15 protein-coding genes and 1 tRNA gene are annotated in these 17,319 nt (G+C 43.1%); 15 read left to right on the top strand and 1 reads right to left on the bottom strand.

The window, feature by feature from the left end:
* The first annotated feature begins 98 nt into the window (after positions 1 to 98).
* The 13 genes from ACC612_RS03990 to ACC612_RS03930 all read left to right on the top strand — a co-directional run bounded on the left by ACC612_RS03990 (position 99) and on the right by ACC612_RS03930 (position 14,889).
* Positions 99 to 1,715, top strand: a complete 1,617-nt coding sequence (locus ACC612_RS03990; RefSeq protein ID WP_371853181.1) for a DNA-directed RNA polymerase subunit B'' — start codon at positions 99 to 101, stop codon at positions 1,713 to 1,715.
* On the top strand, positions 1,708 to 3,522 hold the full coding sequence (gene rpoB / locus ACC612_RS03985; protein ID WP_371853180.1) for a DNA-directed RNA polymerase subunit B: 1,815 nt from the start codon (positions 1,708 to 1,710) through the stop codon (positions 3,520 to 3,522). The genes ACC612_RS03990 and rpoB overlap by 8 nt, the downstream gene beginning before the upstream one ends.
* A 12-nt stretch (positions 3,523 to 3,534) precedes the next feature.
* Positions 3,535 to 6,177: a DNA-directed RNA polymerase subunit A' gene (locus tag ACC612_RS03980; RefSeq protein ID WP_371853178.1), complete on the top strand. Its 2,643-nt coding sequence runs from the start codon at positions 3,535 to 3,537 to the stop codon at positions 6,175 to 6,177.
* 1 nt (position 6,178) lies between these two features.
* A complete protein-coding gene (gene rpoA2, locus ACC612_RS03975; protein ID WP_371853177.1) occupies positions 6,179 to 7,321 on the top strand; it encodes a DNA-directed RNA polymerase subunit A'' in 1,143 nt (380 codons plus the stop codon).
* A gap of 109 nt (positions 7,322 to 7,430) precedes the next feature.
* Complete coding sequence (locus ACC612_RS03970) at positions 7,431 to 7,718, top strand: 50S ribosomal protein L30e (protein WP_371853176.1); 288 nt, start codon at positions 7,431 to 7,433, stop codon at positions 7,716 to 7,718.
* Between the two features lie 15 nt (positions 7,719 to 7,733).
* A complete protein-coding gene (locus ACC612_RS03965; RefSeq protein ID WP_371853175.1) occupies positions 7,734 to 8,159 on the top strand; it encodes a NusA-like transcription termination signal-binding factor in 426 nt (141 codons plus the stop codon).
* Positions 8,160 to 8,219: 60 nt separating this feature from the next.
* Entirely contained in the window at positions 8,220 to 8,648 is a 429-nt protein-coding gene (locus ACC612_RS03960) for a 30S ribosomal protein S12 (protein ID WP_292352640.1), read from the top strand.
* Positions 8,649 to 8,654: 6 nt separating this feature from the next.
* Positions 8,655 to 9,215 carry a 30S ribosomal protein S7 gene (locus tag ACC612_RS03955; RefSeq protein ID WP_371853174.1) on the top strand — a complete coding sequence of 187 codons (561 nt, stop codon included), beginning with the start codon at positions 8,655 to 8,657 and terminating at the stop codon, positions 9,213 to 9,215.
* Between the two features lie 43 nt (positions 9,216 to 9,258).
* Positions 9,259 to 11,451 (top strand): elongation factor EF-2, encoded by a 2,193-nt coding sequence (locus ACC612_RS03950; RefSeq protein ID WP_371853173.1) that lies wholly within the window; start codon positions 9,259 to 9,261, stop codon positions 11,449 to 11,451.
* 116 nt (positions 11,452 to 11,567) lie between these two features.
* On the top strand, positions 11,568 to 12,836 hold the full coding sequence (gene tuf / locus ACC612_RS03945; protein ID WP_371853172.1) for a translation elongation factor EF-1 subunit alpha: 1,269 nt from the start codon (positions 11,568 to 11,570) through the stop codon (positions 12,834 to 12,836).
* A gap of 33 nt (positions 12,837 to 12,869) precedes the next feature.
* A complete protein-coding gene (rpsJ, locus tag ACC612_RS03940) occupies positions 12,870 to 13,181 on the top strand; it encodes a 30S ribosomal protein S10 (RefSeq protein ID WP_371853171.1) in 312 nt (103 codons plus the stop codon).
* Positions 13,182 to 13,317: 136 nt separating this feature from the next.
* Positions 13,318 to 14,511 (top strand): NAD(P)/FAD-dependent oxidoreductase, encoded by a 1,194-nt coding sequence (locus ACC612_RS03935; protein ID WP_371853170.1) that lies wholly within the window; start codon positions 13,318 to 13,320, stop codon positions 14,509 to 14,511.
* A 9-nt stretch (positions 14,512 to 14,520) separates the two neighbouring features.
* Positions 14,521 to 14,889 carry a DUF1641 domain-containing protein gene (locus ACC612_RS03930; protein ID WP_371853169.1) on the top strand — a complete coding sequence of 123 codons (369 nt, stop codon included), beginning with the start codon at positions 14,521 to 14,523 and terminating at the stop codon, positions 14,887 to 14,889.
* 84 nt (positions 14,890 to 14,973) lie between these two features.
* Here ACC612_RS03930 and ACC612_RS03925 read toward each other — a convergent pair whose 3' ends face one another.
* On the bottom strand, positions 14,974 to 15,195 hold the full coding sequence (locus tag ACC612_RS03925) for a CDGSH iron-sulfur domain-containing protein (RefSeq protein WP_371853168.1): 222 nt from the start codon (positions 15,193 to 15,195) through the stop codon (positions 14,974 to 14,976).
* 348 nt (positions 15,196 to 15,543) lie between these two features.
* Here ACC612_RS03925 and ACC612_RS03920 point away from each other — a divergent pair, with 348 nt between their 5' ends.
* Together ACC612_RS03920 and ACC612_RS03915 are read left to right on the top strand one after the other, a co-directional pair.
* Positions 15,544 to 16,806: a DEAD/DEAH box helicase gene (locus ACC612_RS03920; protein WP_371853167.1), complete on the top strand. Its 1,263-nt coding sequence runs from the start codon at positions 15,544 to 15,546 to the stop codon at positions 16,804 to 16,806.
* Positions 16,807 to 16,871: 65 nt separating this feature from the next.
* A tRNA-Arg gene (locus ACC612_RS03915) sits at positions 16,872 to 16,943 on the top strand.
* Positions 16,944 to 17,319 lie beyond the last annotated feature (376 nt).

Here is a 17,319-nt window from a genome sequence, read left to right as displayed (position 1 = left end):
TTTTTATATTGCCACCTTTGCGGTGGCCATGCAAGGTAATGTTCTTCATACCTTCCATCAACTAATTAGGTGTAATTATCACTTCAGAGGGCAGTAAAGTGTTAGCGGCATATTTTACCAGGGACAAAATCGTCCAGCATCATATCGACTCATACAACAAATTCCTTGAAAGTGGCCTACAGAATATAATTAACGAACAAGGAGTCATTGAGACCGATATAGAGGACGTATATATAAAATTAGGGAACATCCGGGTGGAGAAACCTGTAGTAAAAGAGGCGGATGGAGCTATAGAGAAGCTATATCCGAACGAGGCAAGATTGCGTAATCTTTCCTATTCAGCTCCCATATATCTCCAAATGAACGTAGTTCAGGGAGAAGAAGAGTCTGAACCTGTGGAAGCAAAGATAGGACAGTTACCTGTAATGATTAAATCCTCAATATGTAATCTTGTGGACCTCAATGAGAAAGAAATGATAGACTATGGCGAGGATCCACTAGATCCCGGAGGATATTTTATAGTAAATGGAACCGAAAGGGTTGTCATGACCCTTGAGGACCTTGCCCCTAACAAAATACTGACTGAGTTTGGGGAGAGATATGGCGATATGATAGAAGTTGCCAAGGTATTCTCACAAAGAAGAGGATATAGAGCATTGGTAGTTGTAGAAAGAGGACGCAAATCGTTGCTTGAAGTTTCTTTCCCATCGATATCAGGCCGTATAAACTTCATAACATTGATGAGAGCATTGGGCGTGGAAACTGACGAGGATCTAGTAAAGACAGTATCCAACGACCCAGAAATAATGAAATTCATGCTTGAAAACCTTGAAGAAGCAGAGGTAGCCACTACTCGTGAAGCTATAGAAAAAATCGGTACCAGGGTTGCAGCAGGACAGGCACGTGACTACCAGATGAAACGTGCCAACTATGTAATGGACAGATATTTGCTGCCCCACCTTGGCAATGAACCAAAGGACAGGTTCGCAAAGGCATATTTCCTGGGCAGGATGGCAGAATCCTGTTTTGAGCTTGCTCTTGGGAAACGTTCCCAAGATGATAAAGACCACTATTCTAACAAGAGACTTAAACTGACGGGTGACTTGATGGAAGATCTCTTTAGAGTGGCATTCAACCGTCTGGCCAGGGATGTGAAGTACCAGCTAGAGAGAGCAAACATGAGGAACCGTGAATTGAATGTTGTCACCCTTGTCAGAGCCGATGTGCTCACAGACAGGTTACAACACCCTCTTGCTACAGGTAACTGGGTAGGAGGCAGGACAGGTGTGTCTCAGCTTTTGGACAGAACGGATTACATTTCAACTCTTTCGCACCTAAGACGTGTGATCTCCCCTCTATCAAGAGCACAACCACACTTTGAGGCTCGTGATCTGCACCCCACGCAATGGGGAAGATTATGCCCATCCGAAACTCCAGAAGGACCAAACTGTGGACTGGTGAAGAACTTTGCACAAATGGTAGAACTATCCACTGGAGTAGATGAAAAGAGTATTCTTAAGAAAATAATCATGGACTTAGATGTAAAACCAACAGTTCCACATTACCGTCCAGAGAAAGTAGTGGAATATGATGCAGAGCTTGAAGAGTATACTGAGGAATTTGATACAGTTCCACATGAAGAAGAAAAGCCCGATCTAGGATATAGCGACTATTCAGACATGGATGATAGTATGGGAGGCTTTGCAGATGACTGAGGCAAAAGTGTTTTTGGATGGGGAGCTCATTGGTACCCACAGTAATCCACAGGAACTTGTGGAGAACATTCGCAAACAGAGGAGAAGCGGCGTAATATCCAGACAGGTGAATGTTACCCTAAATGATGATATTCACGAGGTAATCATTAATTCAGATATAGGAAGGGCGAGGAGACCATTGATAGTAGTTGAAAATGGCAAATCGCTATTGACCGAAGAATATATGGAGTCTCTGAAGAAAGGAGAGATTACATATGACGACCTAGTGAAGGAAGGCATTGTTGAATACTTGGATGCCGAAGAAGAAGAAAATGCTTTTATTGCCCTTACAGAGCCCGAGATTGTCCCAAAGAACACACACATGGAGATAGATCCAAGCCTTATTCTGGGAATCTGTACAGGCATGGTGCCTTATCCCGAACATAACGCTTCCCCCCGTAATACCATGGGAGCAGCAATGGTAAAGCAGTGTATAGGCGTATCTACATCTAACACAAAACTTAGACCTGATACTCGTGCACATGTTCTCCATTATCCTCAAAAGGCACTTGTAAGGACCATGACATGCGAGAACATTGCTTTTGATGATAGACCAGCTGGACAGAATTTTGTAGTAGCCGTCATGTCATTTGAAGGTCACAACATTGAAGATGCGCTAGTATTCAATAAAGGGTCTATAGAAAGAGGTCTTGGAAGAAGCCATTTCATAAGGACCTTCGAAGGTGAGGAGAGAAGGTATCCAGGTGGCCAAGAAGACAAATTCGAAATACCTGACTCTGAATACAGAGGAGCCCGTAGTCCTGAAGCATATTCAAACCTTGATGTGGACGGGCTTGTGAACCCTGAAACACTTGTTGGTCCAAATGACGTACTGATTGGTAAAACCAGTCCGCCGCGTTTCCTTGAAGAACAGTCTGACTTTGGTATCACTGTAGAACAGCGCAGAGAAAGTGCAATAACAATGCGGTCCAATGAGAAAGGTATTGTAGATACGGTCATTCTCACAGAGTCAATAAATGGTACCCGCCTTGCAAAAGTGAAGATAAGAGATCAAAGAGTACCAGAGATCGGCGACAAGTTCGCATCCCGGCATGGACAGAAAGGAGTTATTGGCCTTATTGTGCCGTATCAAGATATGCCTTTCACAGAGAATGGAACTGTTCCAGACCTTGTAATCAATCCACATGCTATCCCTTCTCGTATGACTGTAGGACATGTGCTTGAGATGATTGGAGGTAAAGTGGGCAGTATGGAAGGAAGGCGCATCGATGCAACTGTTTTCGCTGGAGAAAACGAAGAAGACCTTCGTGCTGGCCTTAAAAGACAAGGATTTGCCCACACTGGTAAAGAAGTATTCTTCGATGGCGTCACTGGAAAGAGAATACCTGCAGATGTGTTCGTTGGCGTGATTCTTTATCAGAAACTACACCACATGGTCGCCTCAAAGATGCATGCTAGATCTCGCGGGCCTGTACAGGTGCTTACCCGCCAGCCCACTGAAGGAAGGGCAAGAGAAGGAGGTCTGAGGTTCGGAGAAATGGAGCGTGATGTTCTTATTGGACATGGAGCTGCCATGACACTGAAGGAAAGATTGCTTGATGAGTCTGACAAGGTAGTAGAGCTTGTTTGTGGACACTGCGGTATGATAGCAACCTTTGACCGTAAGAGGAACATTAGATACTGCGCAAGCTGTGGTGCTGAAACCGATATTCACCCGGTGGAAATGAGCTATGCTTTCAAGCTGCTGCTTGATGAAATCAAGTCGCTTGGAGTAGCACCGAGACTAAAATTGGACGATGCTGTGTGAAGGTGATAGAAAATGGATACAATACCTTCCATACCTAAAAGGATATCTGCAATACAATTTGGCCTGATCTCTCCAAGAGAGGTCAGAAAAATGAGTGTCACCAACATCATTACTGCAGATACCTACGATGATGATGGTTACCCTATAGACATGGGATTAATGGATCTTAGACTTGGAGTTATAGATCCTGGACTTAAATGTAAGACTTGTGGAAGTAGAGCAGGAGAATGCCCTGGGCACTTTGGACATATTGAATTAGTTGCACCGGTAGTACATGTTGGTTTCAACAAGACTATTCGTAAGACCTTGCGCTCAATATGCCGAAACTGTAGTGCTCTGTTGTTGGAGCCTCCTCAAAAGAAGGAATTCCTTGCCCAGATCAATAAACTTCATGAAATGGGACACCTTCCCGATCCTGCAATCAATGAGGTGTTCAAAGAAGCGAGAAAGACAAAGGTTTGTCCATATTGTGGAGCCGAACAGTTGGAGATTAAGTTTGAAAAACCAACTGAATACATAGAGGATGGGCACAAACTTACACCTACAGAGATAAGGGATAGGTTTGAGAACATATCAGACGATGATGTGAAAGTTCTTGGAATGGATCCATCAAGTGCAAGGCCAGAGTGGATGATACTTACTGTATTACCCGTACCACCGGTAACAGTTAGGCCTTCCATTACACTTGAATCCGGCCAGAGAAGCGAAGATGACCTTACCCATAAACTTGTGGATATCATACGCATAAACCAACGCTTCCAGGAAAACAGGGATGCTGGAGCTCCACAGTTGATCATAGAAGACCTGTGGGAATTGTTACAGTACCATGTTACCACTTTCTTCGATAATGAAGTATCAGGGGTACCACCTGCAAGACACAGATCAGGAAGACCGCTAAAGACCCTTACCCAGCGTCTCAAAGGAAAAGAAGGTCGTTTTAGAGGAAGTTTGTCAGGTAAGCGTGTTAACTTCTCTGCGCGTACGGTAGTTTCCCCTGATCCAAACCTTAGTATCAATGAAGTGGGCGTACCGGAAGCTATAGCTATCCAGATGACCATCCCTGAGAGGGTAATTGATAGAAATACCGAACTTCTGCGCATGTATTTACTTAGAGGAAGCGATGTGCATCCGGGAGCTAATTACGTCATCCGCCCTGATGGAAGACGTATCAAGATCACAGAAAACAATAAGGAAGAGCTAGCCGAGAAGATAGAAAGGGGATGGGTAGTTGAGAGGCAGCTTATGGACGGAGATACGGTGTTGTTCAACAGGCAGCCATCTCTGCACAAGATGAGTATCATGGCCCACCAAGTCAAAGTTCTTCCTAACAAAACATTCAGGCTTAATCCTGCAGTGTGTCCACCATATAACGCTGACTTTGACGGTGACGAGATGAACATGCATGTGTTGCAGACAGAGGAATCAAGAGCTGAAGCAAGCATACTCATGCAGGTACAAGAAAATATTCTTTCACCACGTTTTGGTGGACCTATCATTGGAGGCATCCACGATCACATATCAGGCATGTTCCTGCTTACAAGAAACGAGAACCGTATTACTAAGAATGAAGCCTTAGAACTTCTCAGAAAAGCGGAGATAAGGGAATTACCAGAACCAGCAGGATATAAAGAAAATGGAGATCCGTATTGGAATGGTAAGCAAATATTCAGTCAGATACTTCCAAAAGGCCTGAATGCAGAGTTCCCTGCTGAAGTGTGCTTTAAATGTGAAACTTGTAAAAAGGAAGCCTGCGAGTATAATGCTTATGTCGTGATCAGAGATGGAGAAATGATCCAGGGAACCATTGACGAGAAAGCTATTGGGGCATTTAAGGGAATAATCCTTGATAAAATTGTGAAGAAATATGGCACTATAGCCGGTGCGAAATTTGTGGATGATTTTACCAGGCTTGCCATAAGGGGTGTTATGAAGACCGGCCTGAGCTTTGGTATCAGCGACGAAGATATTCCTGAGACTGCCAAGAAGAATATAAAGGAAGTTCTGAATAAAGCAGAGAAGGAAGTTCAAGACCTTATCAAAGCTTATGAGGCGAAGGAACTGGAACCTTTGCCAGGAAGGACCCTCGATGAAACTATTGAAATGAAGATCATGCAGACACTTGGTAAGGCAAGGGACCAGACAGGTAACATTGCAGGTAACCAACTTGGTCTGGAAAACTCAGCGGTTATAATGGCCAAGTCAGGAGCAAGAGGATCCATGCTCAACCTTACACAGATGGCTGCCTGTGTTGGACAACAGGCAGTTCGTGGTGAGCGTATCAGAAGAGGATATGCAGGAAGAACATTGCCTCACTTTGACAAAGGTGACCTTGGAGCCGATGCACATGGATTCGTAAAAGCCAGCTATAAGAGCGGATTGTCCCCGACAGAATACTTCTTCCACGCAATAGGAGGACGTGAAGGTCTTGTGGATACTGCAGTGCGTACATCCCAATCAGGATACCTGCAAAGAAGGCTGGTAAACGCTCTCCAGGATCTTGAAGTGCAATATGATGGCACTGTAAGGGAGACAAGAGGAGTTATAGTGCAGTTCAAATATGGAGAGGACGGCATTGACTCTACAAAGAGTGATTATAGTAAGCCTGATAATGTGCATAAGATCGTAGAAGCTGTGACTGGACGGAAGGTGAACTGAAATGGCCCTTATCGAATCTACGATAGACTCAATGATTAGTAACCTTGACCTGCCCCTTAGCATCCTTCAGACACTTAAAGAAGATGTTATAAAGGCAGGAGTTAACAAGAAAGAGCTTGAAGAGATCATTGAGAAAGTAAAGGAAAGCTACGAGTATGCGAAGGTGGAGCCCTGTGAAGCTGTGGGTGTGGTATCTGCACAATCCATAGGAGAACCAGGAACTCAGATGACGATGCGTACATTCCACTACGCAGGAGTGGCTGAAATCAACGTTACATTGGGTCTTCCTCGTCTTATAGAAATTGTTGATGCAAGGAAGGAACCAAGTACTCCTACAATGACAATAGCTGTTCAGGAAGAGTACGCTCAGGACAGAGATAAAGCCCGTAAACTTGCATGGGAGATAGAATCTACACATATAGATCAGCTTGCAGACGTTACTACTGACCTATTAAACATGCAACTAATAATTGACCTGCATGAAAAGACCCTGATGTACAGAAATATAACTATAAATGACTTGGTCAACAAGTTAAGTGAGGAGCTGGACGTACAGGTAAAAGTGTCAGAAAATATTGAGAACCAACTCATTGTGAAACCAAAGGAACCTTCATACAGGGAATTATTACAGATGGCAAAGAACATCAATAGTATTACCCTGAAGGGAATAGAAGGCATTAAAAGAGTTGTGATACGCAAAGATAGTAACGAATACATGCTCTATACCGAAGGATCTCAGTTAAAGAAAGTGCTGGAAGTAGAAGGTGTAGACATCAGTCGCACTTATACCAACAATATTGGCGAAATCTATGAGGTATTCGGGATAGAAGCTGCAAGGAATGCCATTATAAAAGAGGCTACTAGTACCCTTGGAGAACAGGGTCTTACAGTAGACATAAGACACATAATGTTGGTTTCCGATATCATGTGCTGTGATGGCGAAGTCAAGCAAATCGGCCGTCATGGGATTTCAGGTGAAAAAGCCAGTGTATTTGCACGTGCTGCTTTTGAGGTTACTGTAAACCACTTGCTTGATGCTGGGATGCGTGGCGATATTGACGAGCTTAATGGAGTTACTGAGAATATTATAGTTGGACAACCTATTAAACTCGGCACAGGGGACGTGCACCTTATCGCTAAGTAAAACCTCAAAAAGATATACGGATTACATAAGAACAACCAGAAAGTAGATATAAGGATTCACTTATTAGAATACAGACCTTAGGTTCAAATTGCATAAGAGATGGTAATATATGGATATTAATATCGACAAAGCATTAATCAAGGCGATCAGGACAGGAAAGGTGGTGATCGGCTCTAAGAGCACCATCGACGCTGCTGTTAGTGGAAAAGCTAAAATAGTAGTTCTTGCTTCCAACTGCCCGACAGAAATAAGAGCACAGATCGAGTCAACAAATGTACCTGTATTAAATTATTCTGGTACTAACATGGAACTGGGTCCCGTTTGCGGAAAGCCTTTTGTGATCGCTGCACTTGCGGTCCTGGAAACGGGCGAGTCCGATATACTTGCAGCAGCTTAAAAGGAGTTGCTTGACTTGAGCGAGATCAGGCTTTCAACAGAAGGAATAAGATACATCGCATTATTTGAAAGTGTGACAGGTGCAACTGTAAAAGATTGCATTGTAGAAGATGATCGCATAATATATGTGGTGAAAGCAGGTGACATGGGAGCAGCCATTGGCAGAAATGGTGACCATATAAACCGAATAAAGAAAACTGTTGATAAGCATGTTGAACTCGTGGAATATTCAGATGATCCAGTCATATTCATAAAGAATGCTTTTGGTCCTGTAACTGTAAAGTCAGTTAACATTACTACAAGAAACGATAAACGTATAGCTTATGTTGAGGTCTCTAACAAAGAAAAAGGACTGGCTATCGGGCGTGAAGGAAAGAACATCGAAAAAGTAAAAATGGTTGCTCAAAGACACCATAATGTAAATGATGTGATACTTCAGTGACTTGTAGAAATATAGGCCAAAGAGCAAATATTATTGTGATAAAATTTTAGAGGAAATATTATGCCAAATGGAAAATATGCAGCTCATACCTTAAAGAGCATTCGCCAAAATGCTAGGTGGAAAGACACCCAGTATAACAGGCGTACGCTTGGTTTGAATGTAAAGGCCGATCCCCTTGGAGGAGCTCCACAAGGAAGAGGAATAGTGCTTGAAAAGATAGGAGTAGAGGCAAAACAGCCAAACTCTGCAATTAGGAAATGTGTCAGGATACAGTTGATCAAGAATGGTCGTCAAGTATCTGCATTCTGTCCTGGGGATGGAGCTATCAACTTCATTGACGAACACGATGAAGTGACAGTAGAGAGGATCGGAGGACGCATGGGTGGTGCAATGGGAGATATTCCCGGAGTACGTTTCAAAGTCATCGCAGTCAACAACGTGTCCCTGAACCAGATGGTCATTGGCCGTAAAGAGAAACCAAGGAGATAATCGTCAATGTACAAATTATACGGGAAATGGGATCTTGCAGAAGTAGAGGTAGGCGACCTTGGAATAAAGAGGTATGCAAACCTTGACCCAGTCATATTGCCACATTCAAGCGGCAGGCACGCACGTCAACAGTTCAATAAGTCAAATATGTTGATCGTTGAGCGTCTTGTTAACAGTATGATGAGGAATGAAAAGAACACTGGTAAGAAGCAGCTTGCAATGCGCACAGTAGATGAGGCTCTTGAGATTATTAATAAGAAGACCAAGAAGAACCCTGTACAGGTACTGATTGAAGCTATTGCCAATGCTGGTCCCAGAGAAGAAGTTGTCAGGCTTAAGTATGGAGGCATATCTGTTCCTAAAGCTGTGGACACTGCCCCGCAAAGACGTGTTGACAGCGCTCTGAGATATATATCCATGGGAGCAAGCCAGGCGGCATTTAAATCAAAGAAGTCTTTAGCTGAATGCCTTGCAGCCGAACTGATAGCTGCAGCAAATCGTGATGCAAAGTGTTTCTCCATTAACAGGAAGGACGCTAAGGAAAGAGTTGCAAAAGCAGCACGTTAAGCTGTTTATTGCTGATCAATAATAATGATTACAAGGTAGTATTATGGGAAGAAGAAAGAAAATGGTGGAGCGCGTCACTGCGTTGATGGGCACACCAGAGAAAATACGCAACATTGGTATAGTTGCACATATCGATCACGGTAAGACTACATTATCTGATAACCTACTGGCAGGCGCCGGGATGATATCCAAGGAACTTGCAGGTAGACAACTCTTCATGGACTCTGATGAGGAAGAACAGGCAAGAGGAATTACGATTGATGCATCTAACGTTTCAATGGTACACGAGTACGAAGGACAGGAATACCTCATTAACCTCATCGACACACCTGGCCACGTTGACTTCGGAGGAGATGTTACCCGTGCAATGCGTGCAGTAGATGGTGCAGTAGTAGTAATTGATGCAGTAGAGGGCACAATGCCACAGACAGAGACTGTGTTAAGGCAGGCCCTAAGAGAGCATGTCAAGCCCGTACTCTTCATTAATAAAGTAGACCGTCTCATAAATGAGCTGCAGGTTGACTCCCAGGAAATGCAGGTAAGATTGGGAAAACTTATCGACCACGTCAACAAACTCATCAAAGGCATGAACGAAGAGAGATATAAGGCAGGCTGGAAAGTTGATGCTGCTGCCGGTACTGTAGCTTTCGGTTCTGCGCTCTATAACTGGGCAATCAGTGTACCAATGATGAAGAAGACAGGGATAAGTTTCAATCAGGTATACGACTACTGTAAACAAGAAGACATGAAGGCTCTTGCTGAGAAATGTCCCTTGCACGAAGTAGTAAACGACATGGTGGTAAGATTCCTGCCTAATCCCCTTCAGGCACAGAAGGGAAGAGTAGCAGCTATCTGGCATGGGGATAAAGAATCACCAATTGGGAAAGCCATGATGACCGCTGATGCTTCTGCGGATCTTACATTCATGGTCACAGACATATCAATGGACCCACATGCAGGAGAAGTAGCCACTGGAAGGCTTTTCAGTGGAAGCCTGACACGAGGTATGGAGGTTTATGTATCCGGCGCTGCAAAGAAGAACAGGATACAGCAAGTGGGTATTTTCATGGGTCCTGAGAGGCTCGAAGTAGAAAAGATACCTGCAGGGAACATTGCAGCCGTTACAGGCCTTAGGGATGCAATCGTCGGTTCTACAGTGACTACTCTGGAAAACATGACGCCATTTGAAAGCATAAAACATGGAAGTGAACCTGTAGTAACAGTGGCAGTAGAAGCAAAACACATGAAAGACCTGCCAAAACTCGTTGAGGTACTGAGACAGGTGGCAAAAGAAGACCCAACACTCAAGATAACCCTTGATGAAGAAACAGGTGAACACCTGATGGCAGGAATGGGCGAGCTGCACCTCGAAGTCATTGCACACAGAATACAGCGTGACAAGGGAGTAGAGATCACCACCACACCCCCGATAGTGGTATACCGTGAGACAATTCGTGGTAAGGCAGGCCCTGTGGAAGGAAAATCACCCAACAGGCACAACAGATTCTATGTGGAGATCGAATCTATTGAACCGGAAGTACTGGAACTTATCCGTAATGGCGAAGTTTCGATGACCATGCAGGAGCTGGAACGCCGTGAGAAGCTCATGGCTGCCGGAATGAGCAAGGATGAGGCGAAAGGCATAGTTGAGATATTTGAGTCCAATGTTTATATAGATATGACAAAGGGTATTCAGTACCTTAACGAAACAATGGAACTTATTCTCGAAGGATTTGAGGAAGTCATGAAGGCCGGACCTTTGTCAAGAGAACCATGTATGGGAATTAAGGTAAAATTAGTGGATGCTAAGTTGCATGAAGATGCCGTACATAGAGGACCTGCACAGGTAATTCCTGCATCAAGACAGTCCATACAGGCAGCAATGCTTATGGCTGGCGATACACTCCTTGAACCATACCAGAAAGTGTTCATACAGGTACCACAAGACCAGATGGGAGGGGCTACAAAGGAGATACAGGGTCGTCGCGGCATAATTATGGATATGCATACTGAAGGTGACACGACAATAATAGAATCAAGGGCGCCTGTAGCTGCACTGTTTGGTTTTGCAGGTGACATCAGATCTGCAACTGAAGGCCGTGCCATGTGGAGTACCGAGTTCGCTGGCTTTGAAACACTACCAACAAACCTATTGAGTGAGGTAGTAGGCGCCATTAGGCAAAGGAAGGGTCTGAAGAAGGAGATCCCACAGGCAGCTGATTACCTCTCTATGTAAAGTAGAAGATAGGGCTTATGCCCCACCTTCTAAGCTTTGCTTTGGAAAGGTTTAAACGTAGAAAAAACCATTAGGACAAATCATACTTAAGCAATATCAAATAGGAGACGATTAAAATGGCTGACAAACCACACATGAACTTAGCAGTCATCGGTCATATTGACCACGGCAAATCTACACTTGTCGGAAGATTGATGTTTGACACTGGAGCAGTACCTGCACACATGATCGAGAAGTACAAGCAGGAAGCAAAAGAGAAAGGAAAAGAATCCTTCGCATTTGCATGGGTTATGGACTCCCTCAAAGAAGAGAGAGAAAGAGGTATCACCATTGATATCGCCCACAGAAGGTTCGACACCGACAAATTCTATTTCACAGTCGTGGACTGCCCCGGACACCGTGACTTCGTTAAGAACATGATCACAGGTGCATCCCAGGCAGATGCAGCAATCCTTGTAGTAGCTGCACCAGATGGTGTAATGGCACAGACAAGGGAACACATATTCCTTTCCAGAACACTTGGTATCAACCAGCTGATCATTGCCGTCAACAAGATGGACGCTGCAAAGTACAGTGAAGAAAGATACAAAGAAGTAAAGGAACAGGTATCACAGTTACTCGGTATGGTTGGTTTCAAGGCATCTGAGATTCCATTCATCCCAACCTCTGCATTTGAGGGTGACAACATAAAGACATCCCCAAGCGCAAACACACCATGGTACAAGGGACCATCCATCCTTGAGGCTCTTAATGCTCTTAAGACACCAGAGAAACCCGACAAACTCCCACTTAGGATTCCAGTGCAGGACGCATACACCATTTCCGGTATTGGAACTGTCCCAGTAGGCAGAGTAGAAACCGGCATAATGAAGAAGGGTGACAAAGTAGTATTCATGCCAACCGGCGCAGGTGGAGAAGTAAAATCCATCGAAATGCACCATGAAGAAATTCCACAGGCTGCACCAGGCGACAACATCGGCTGGAACGTAAGAGGTGTAGGAAAGGCTGATGTACGTAGAGGAGATGTATGCGGACACAGTGACAACCCACCAAGCGTTGCTGAAGAGTTCACTGCACAGATTGTAGTACTCCAGCACCCATCTGCAATTACTATTGGATACACACCAGTATTCCACTGCCACACTACACAGACCGCATGTACTCTGATGTCAATCGACAAGAAGCTTGACCCCAAGTCTGGACAAGTCAAGGAAGAGAACCCAACCTTCATAAAGGCTGGAGATGCGGCAATTGTAACCGTCAGGCCTACAAAGCCAATGTGCATTGAACCAGTAAAAACCATTCCACAGCTTGGAAGGTTCGCCATCCGCGATATGGGAATGACCATTGCAGCCGGCATGTGCATGAGTGTCAAACAGAAATAAGGACACTCTCCTTTTATCTTAGAGGAGAATAACATGGCACAGAAGGCAAGAATTAGATTATCAGGGATTAGTCCAGTACATCTGGATGGCGTTTGCGATCAGGTAAAAGCGATCGCTGAAAGGACAGGAGTAAGCATCGCAGGTCCAGTACCTCTGCCTACCAAGAAACTGGTAGTCCCTACGAGGAAGAGCCCCAGTGGTGAAGGAACTGCAACATGGGACCACTGGGAAATGAGAGTACATAAAAGATTGATAGATATCGCTGCCGATGAAAGAGCATTGAGGCAACTCATGCGCATCCAGGTACCAAAAGATATCAACATCGAGATTGTACTTCAGAATTAAGTATGGTTGTTTTAAACAACTATACAATCTTATTTTTATTTTTATTGCCCCTATCTCATAACTGAATTTACTTTAAATACACAGACTTCCATAAACCCTTCATGTAGCATTATTGTGATCCTGAGGGGAAAGGACTGTGACACCAAAAAGAATTCTAATATTGGGAGCCGGATATTCCGGAACTGTTGTAGCTAATAAAGTAGCAAGAGAATGCCGCAAGCAGATCGCAAAAGAAGAGATTGAAGTATTAATCCTAGACAAAAATGAAATAAGCATAAATCAGGGTGGATTCACTTTCATTCCTTTTGGCCTATATGACCCTGAAGACATCATCAGACCCAGAAAGAAATTATTAAGCCCACGAGTAAAAACTGTATTTGGTGAAGATGGAAATGTGTCTAATTTAGACCTGAATGCCCGGAAAGTAACAGCTAGCTCAGGTAGAGAATACGAGTATGATTACCTAATCATAGCTACCGGATGCAGCCCAGACATAGACAGCATTCCCGGACTAAAAGATGAACTTAATACCTTCTACACATCTATTGAAGATGCCAATAAAATTGGTAAGTTAATAAGCTCGATAGATAAAGGCAATATTACAATTTCTGTTGCAAGGATGCCCATCCCCTGCCCAGGAGCAATAGTAAAGTTTACTTTTATGCTTGATAGCTACTTAAAGCATATTCGAAAGATTAGAGATCAGATAAATATAACATTATTATGGCCTATGGAACCCATAGGTCCGCCTACTTTCAATAAACTTGTCACTGAGAAGTTAGAGGAAGCCGGTGTCAAAGTGATAAGAAATTTTATGCTTGCAGAAGTTGATGGGAAAAACAAGGAAGTCTTATCAAAGGCCGGAGCTCGAGAGAAATATGATATTCTAATCACGGTACCCCCCTATAAACCCGCAAAAGCTCTCATTGACTCAGCCATAACCAATGAAACTGGATGGATATCCTCTGACAAAACAACACTTCAATACCGTGGACCAGCAGGGAACCATGATGATGTCTTCGTGCTGGGAGACACCGGACCAGCCGATATGCTCAAAACAGGTATCGGAGCTCACTATCAGTCATTGGTTGTGAGCCATAACCTGATAAACATTATACATGGACATGAAGTATCTCCCTTATACTTGGGTGAAACTGGTTGCCCCCTTATCACAACGATGGTTACACCTTCAACACAAGGAGAAGCATACATTGCTTCATGGGGATATGAAAAACCACTTAAAGAATTCAAGCCCACTAAAATGGGATGGTACCTATACAGGATGTATTATTACATACACTGGGACGCCAGTCTCAAAGGAGTTATCTGAGGGGATAGGATGACCGGAGAAACTATACAAGATATCAATGCACAAGTTAGCCTGAATGCTGAAGAGATCATGATGATCAAGGATATTCTAGGCACCGCAAGGATAGTTCAGGATTATATGAATGATGAAACATTAAAAGGTGTTTCGGAAATCATGAATGCATCTCTCAAGATGCTTAATGCACTTATCAGCACTGACATGATAGATATCCTTGAAAGAACTGTGCAGGACCCTCAACTTGACAAAGCATTGATGAACCCGCCAAAGATCGGTTTAACAGGCCTACTTAGAGAAACAGGAAATGAAGATTTTCAAAGAGGAATGGGTATAATGATAGAGTTGCTCAAGTCCTTGGGAAGAGCTTCAAAAGACGTTTAAGAAAAAGAAGCTCTAGAAAGAGCTATTTTTCCTTTATTCAAACTGTAGCCCCATTAAACAAGAAACAATGAAGTACAGGTTTATCTAGTTCTTATCATCTTCGAAATTAATAGAGCTATGTGTGCCATCACAGAAGGGCTTGTTATTCGATCCACCGCATCTGCACAAAGCCATTACAGGCTGAGTTGCCAAAGGAAGACCTTGCGAATCGATGAAATTCTCCATGTTCTTTACTATATAAGGACCATTTTTACTTACCTCTATGGACGCTTTTCTATGAGACACAGTCTTTTCTGCATGAGTCATGACAATCCTCCAACTTCTAATAATATTGTCAAGTTAATATTCTTTTTGATATTGCGGATATGAGAGTATGTTAATTGTACCTCTGAATTGTAAATAGATTAAAATAATAAAAAGTCGTTCAACCAACCGTTTGATAGAATTAGATTGAATTAGAATCAAATTTATTAATACACAGATAAAAACAGATAGTAATTATCTAAACTGGATTCTTTTGTTCTGGAAATACATCAGATTTGTGGAATAAAAATGAAGCTCTTAACTGAGCTTTTTGTAACATCATACACTTTAATTGATCTATCCTGAATTTGAATCTAAAACAATACCATTTCTGTGTAAATCAGAGGTAAAATGTCATTTGAAAACCTAAAGATCAAAAAATCACTTCAAAGAGCACTTGAAAATGAAGGATATACTACTCCTACGCCTATACAGAAACAAGCTATACCACACTTATTGGAAAACAGAGACCTAATAGGTATTGCTCAGACGGGTACAGGCAAAACTGCAGCATTCGTATTACCCATACTCCAAAAGATCTCAGACATTCATAAACCTTCCAAACCTGGACTACCACGAGTACTTGTACTTGCACCGACCAGAGAACTTGCAGCTCAAATAGGAGACAGTTTTTCCACTTACGGTAAATTCATAAGGTTCCGACACACTGTTGTGTTTGGTGGTGTAGGGCAGGGACCTCAGGTGAAAGCTCTTTCCCAAGGTGTAGATGTTCTCATAGCCACGCCTGGAAGACTTCTTGACCTCATAGATCAAGGATATGTAAAACTAAATGGCGTAGAGTTCTTTGTGCTTGATGAAGCCGATAGAATGCTGGATATGGGATTTATTAAAGACGTGTACAAAATAGTCTCTTTACTTCCTGTAAAAAGACAATCGCTTTTCTTCTCTGCTACTATGTCACCACAGATAGCAGAACTTGCCCGGAAACTTCTTACCAGTCCCGTACATGTAGAAGTAACCCCGCAAGCAACGACTGTAGAACGAATTGATCAATTCGTTTTCTTTGTGGACCAGGAAAACAAGGATAATCTCCTGCTTGGACTTCTGCAACATAAGAACTTGAAATCCGTTTTAGTTTTCACCCGCACAAAACATCGTGCGAACAAGATAGCTTTGATGCTCAACAAAAATAGGATAGAAGCAGATGCAATCCATGGAAATAAATCACAAAACCAGCGCACTAAAGCAATGGATGATTTCAGGACAGGAAATGTAAGAGTGCTAGTAGCAACAGATATTGCTGCACGTGGAATTGATATCGAAGACATATCACATGTTATAAATTACGATCTACCGAATGAGCCTGAAAATTATGTGCATCGTATTGGACGCACTGCAAGAGCAGGATCAGATGGCATAGCATACTCATTCTGTGCTGCAGATGAACGCGATTACCTCCGTAGCATCGAAAAGCTCACACGCCAAGAAATAGAGACCGCAGAGCATCATTATCACTCAGAGAAAGCTAAAAATGCTACAGGAGATGCAGCAAAGCCCGCTCCAAGAAAACAGCGTGGATCTGGAAACAAACCTCGGCCACAGAATAAACAAAGATCTGCGCCAAGGAATCAACGTCCTTCAAAAGGACGCTGACCACCTCAAAGCAATATCAACAGCACATTTATCATTAATGAATACCTTGTCGGTATTCACTCTCTGGACCTGTAGTGTAGCGGATATCACTTAAGCCTCCGGAGCTTAGAACCCGGGTTCGAGTCCCGGCAGGTCCGCTGAAAAACAGTTAATAGTTGTAAGTTGTTGCTGTTTGTTTTATTTATTCCATATTCGTACAATATGCTCCTGCTAACCCTTTATAAAAAAGTTCCACCTTTAGGCGATATGATAATCCAGCAGGAACATGTCTGGATACCAACTGCCTTTTAAAAGAAGAATCAGACTGATTATCCAGATGCAGTAACTTTTTTGGCTTGCTAAGGATTAGTAACTCACAGGTACTGCATGATATCATATCTGCTATTTACTGGATACTTGCATGGATTTTACAGACTAGTGTTTTTGTAAATCTAGAGGGAATGTGTCCGTATGCACATAATCCTCTTTGTGTCTCGCTAAAGCGAAACTCACAAAGGACAATCCAATTCCTAG

The organism is Methanomethylovorans sp., assembly GCF_041447285.1.
In the GTDB taxonomy this organism is placed as follows: domain Archaea; phylum Halobacteriota; class Methanosarcinia; order Methanosarcinales; family Methanosarcinaceae; genus Methanomethylovorans.
The sequence above is the reverse complement of the archived record's forward strand: the minus strand, read 5'-3'. Positions and strand labels throughout refer to the sequence as shown.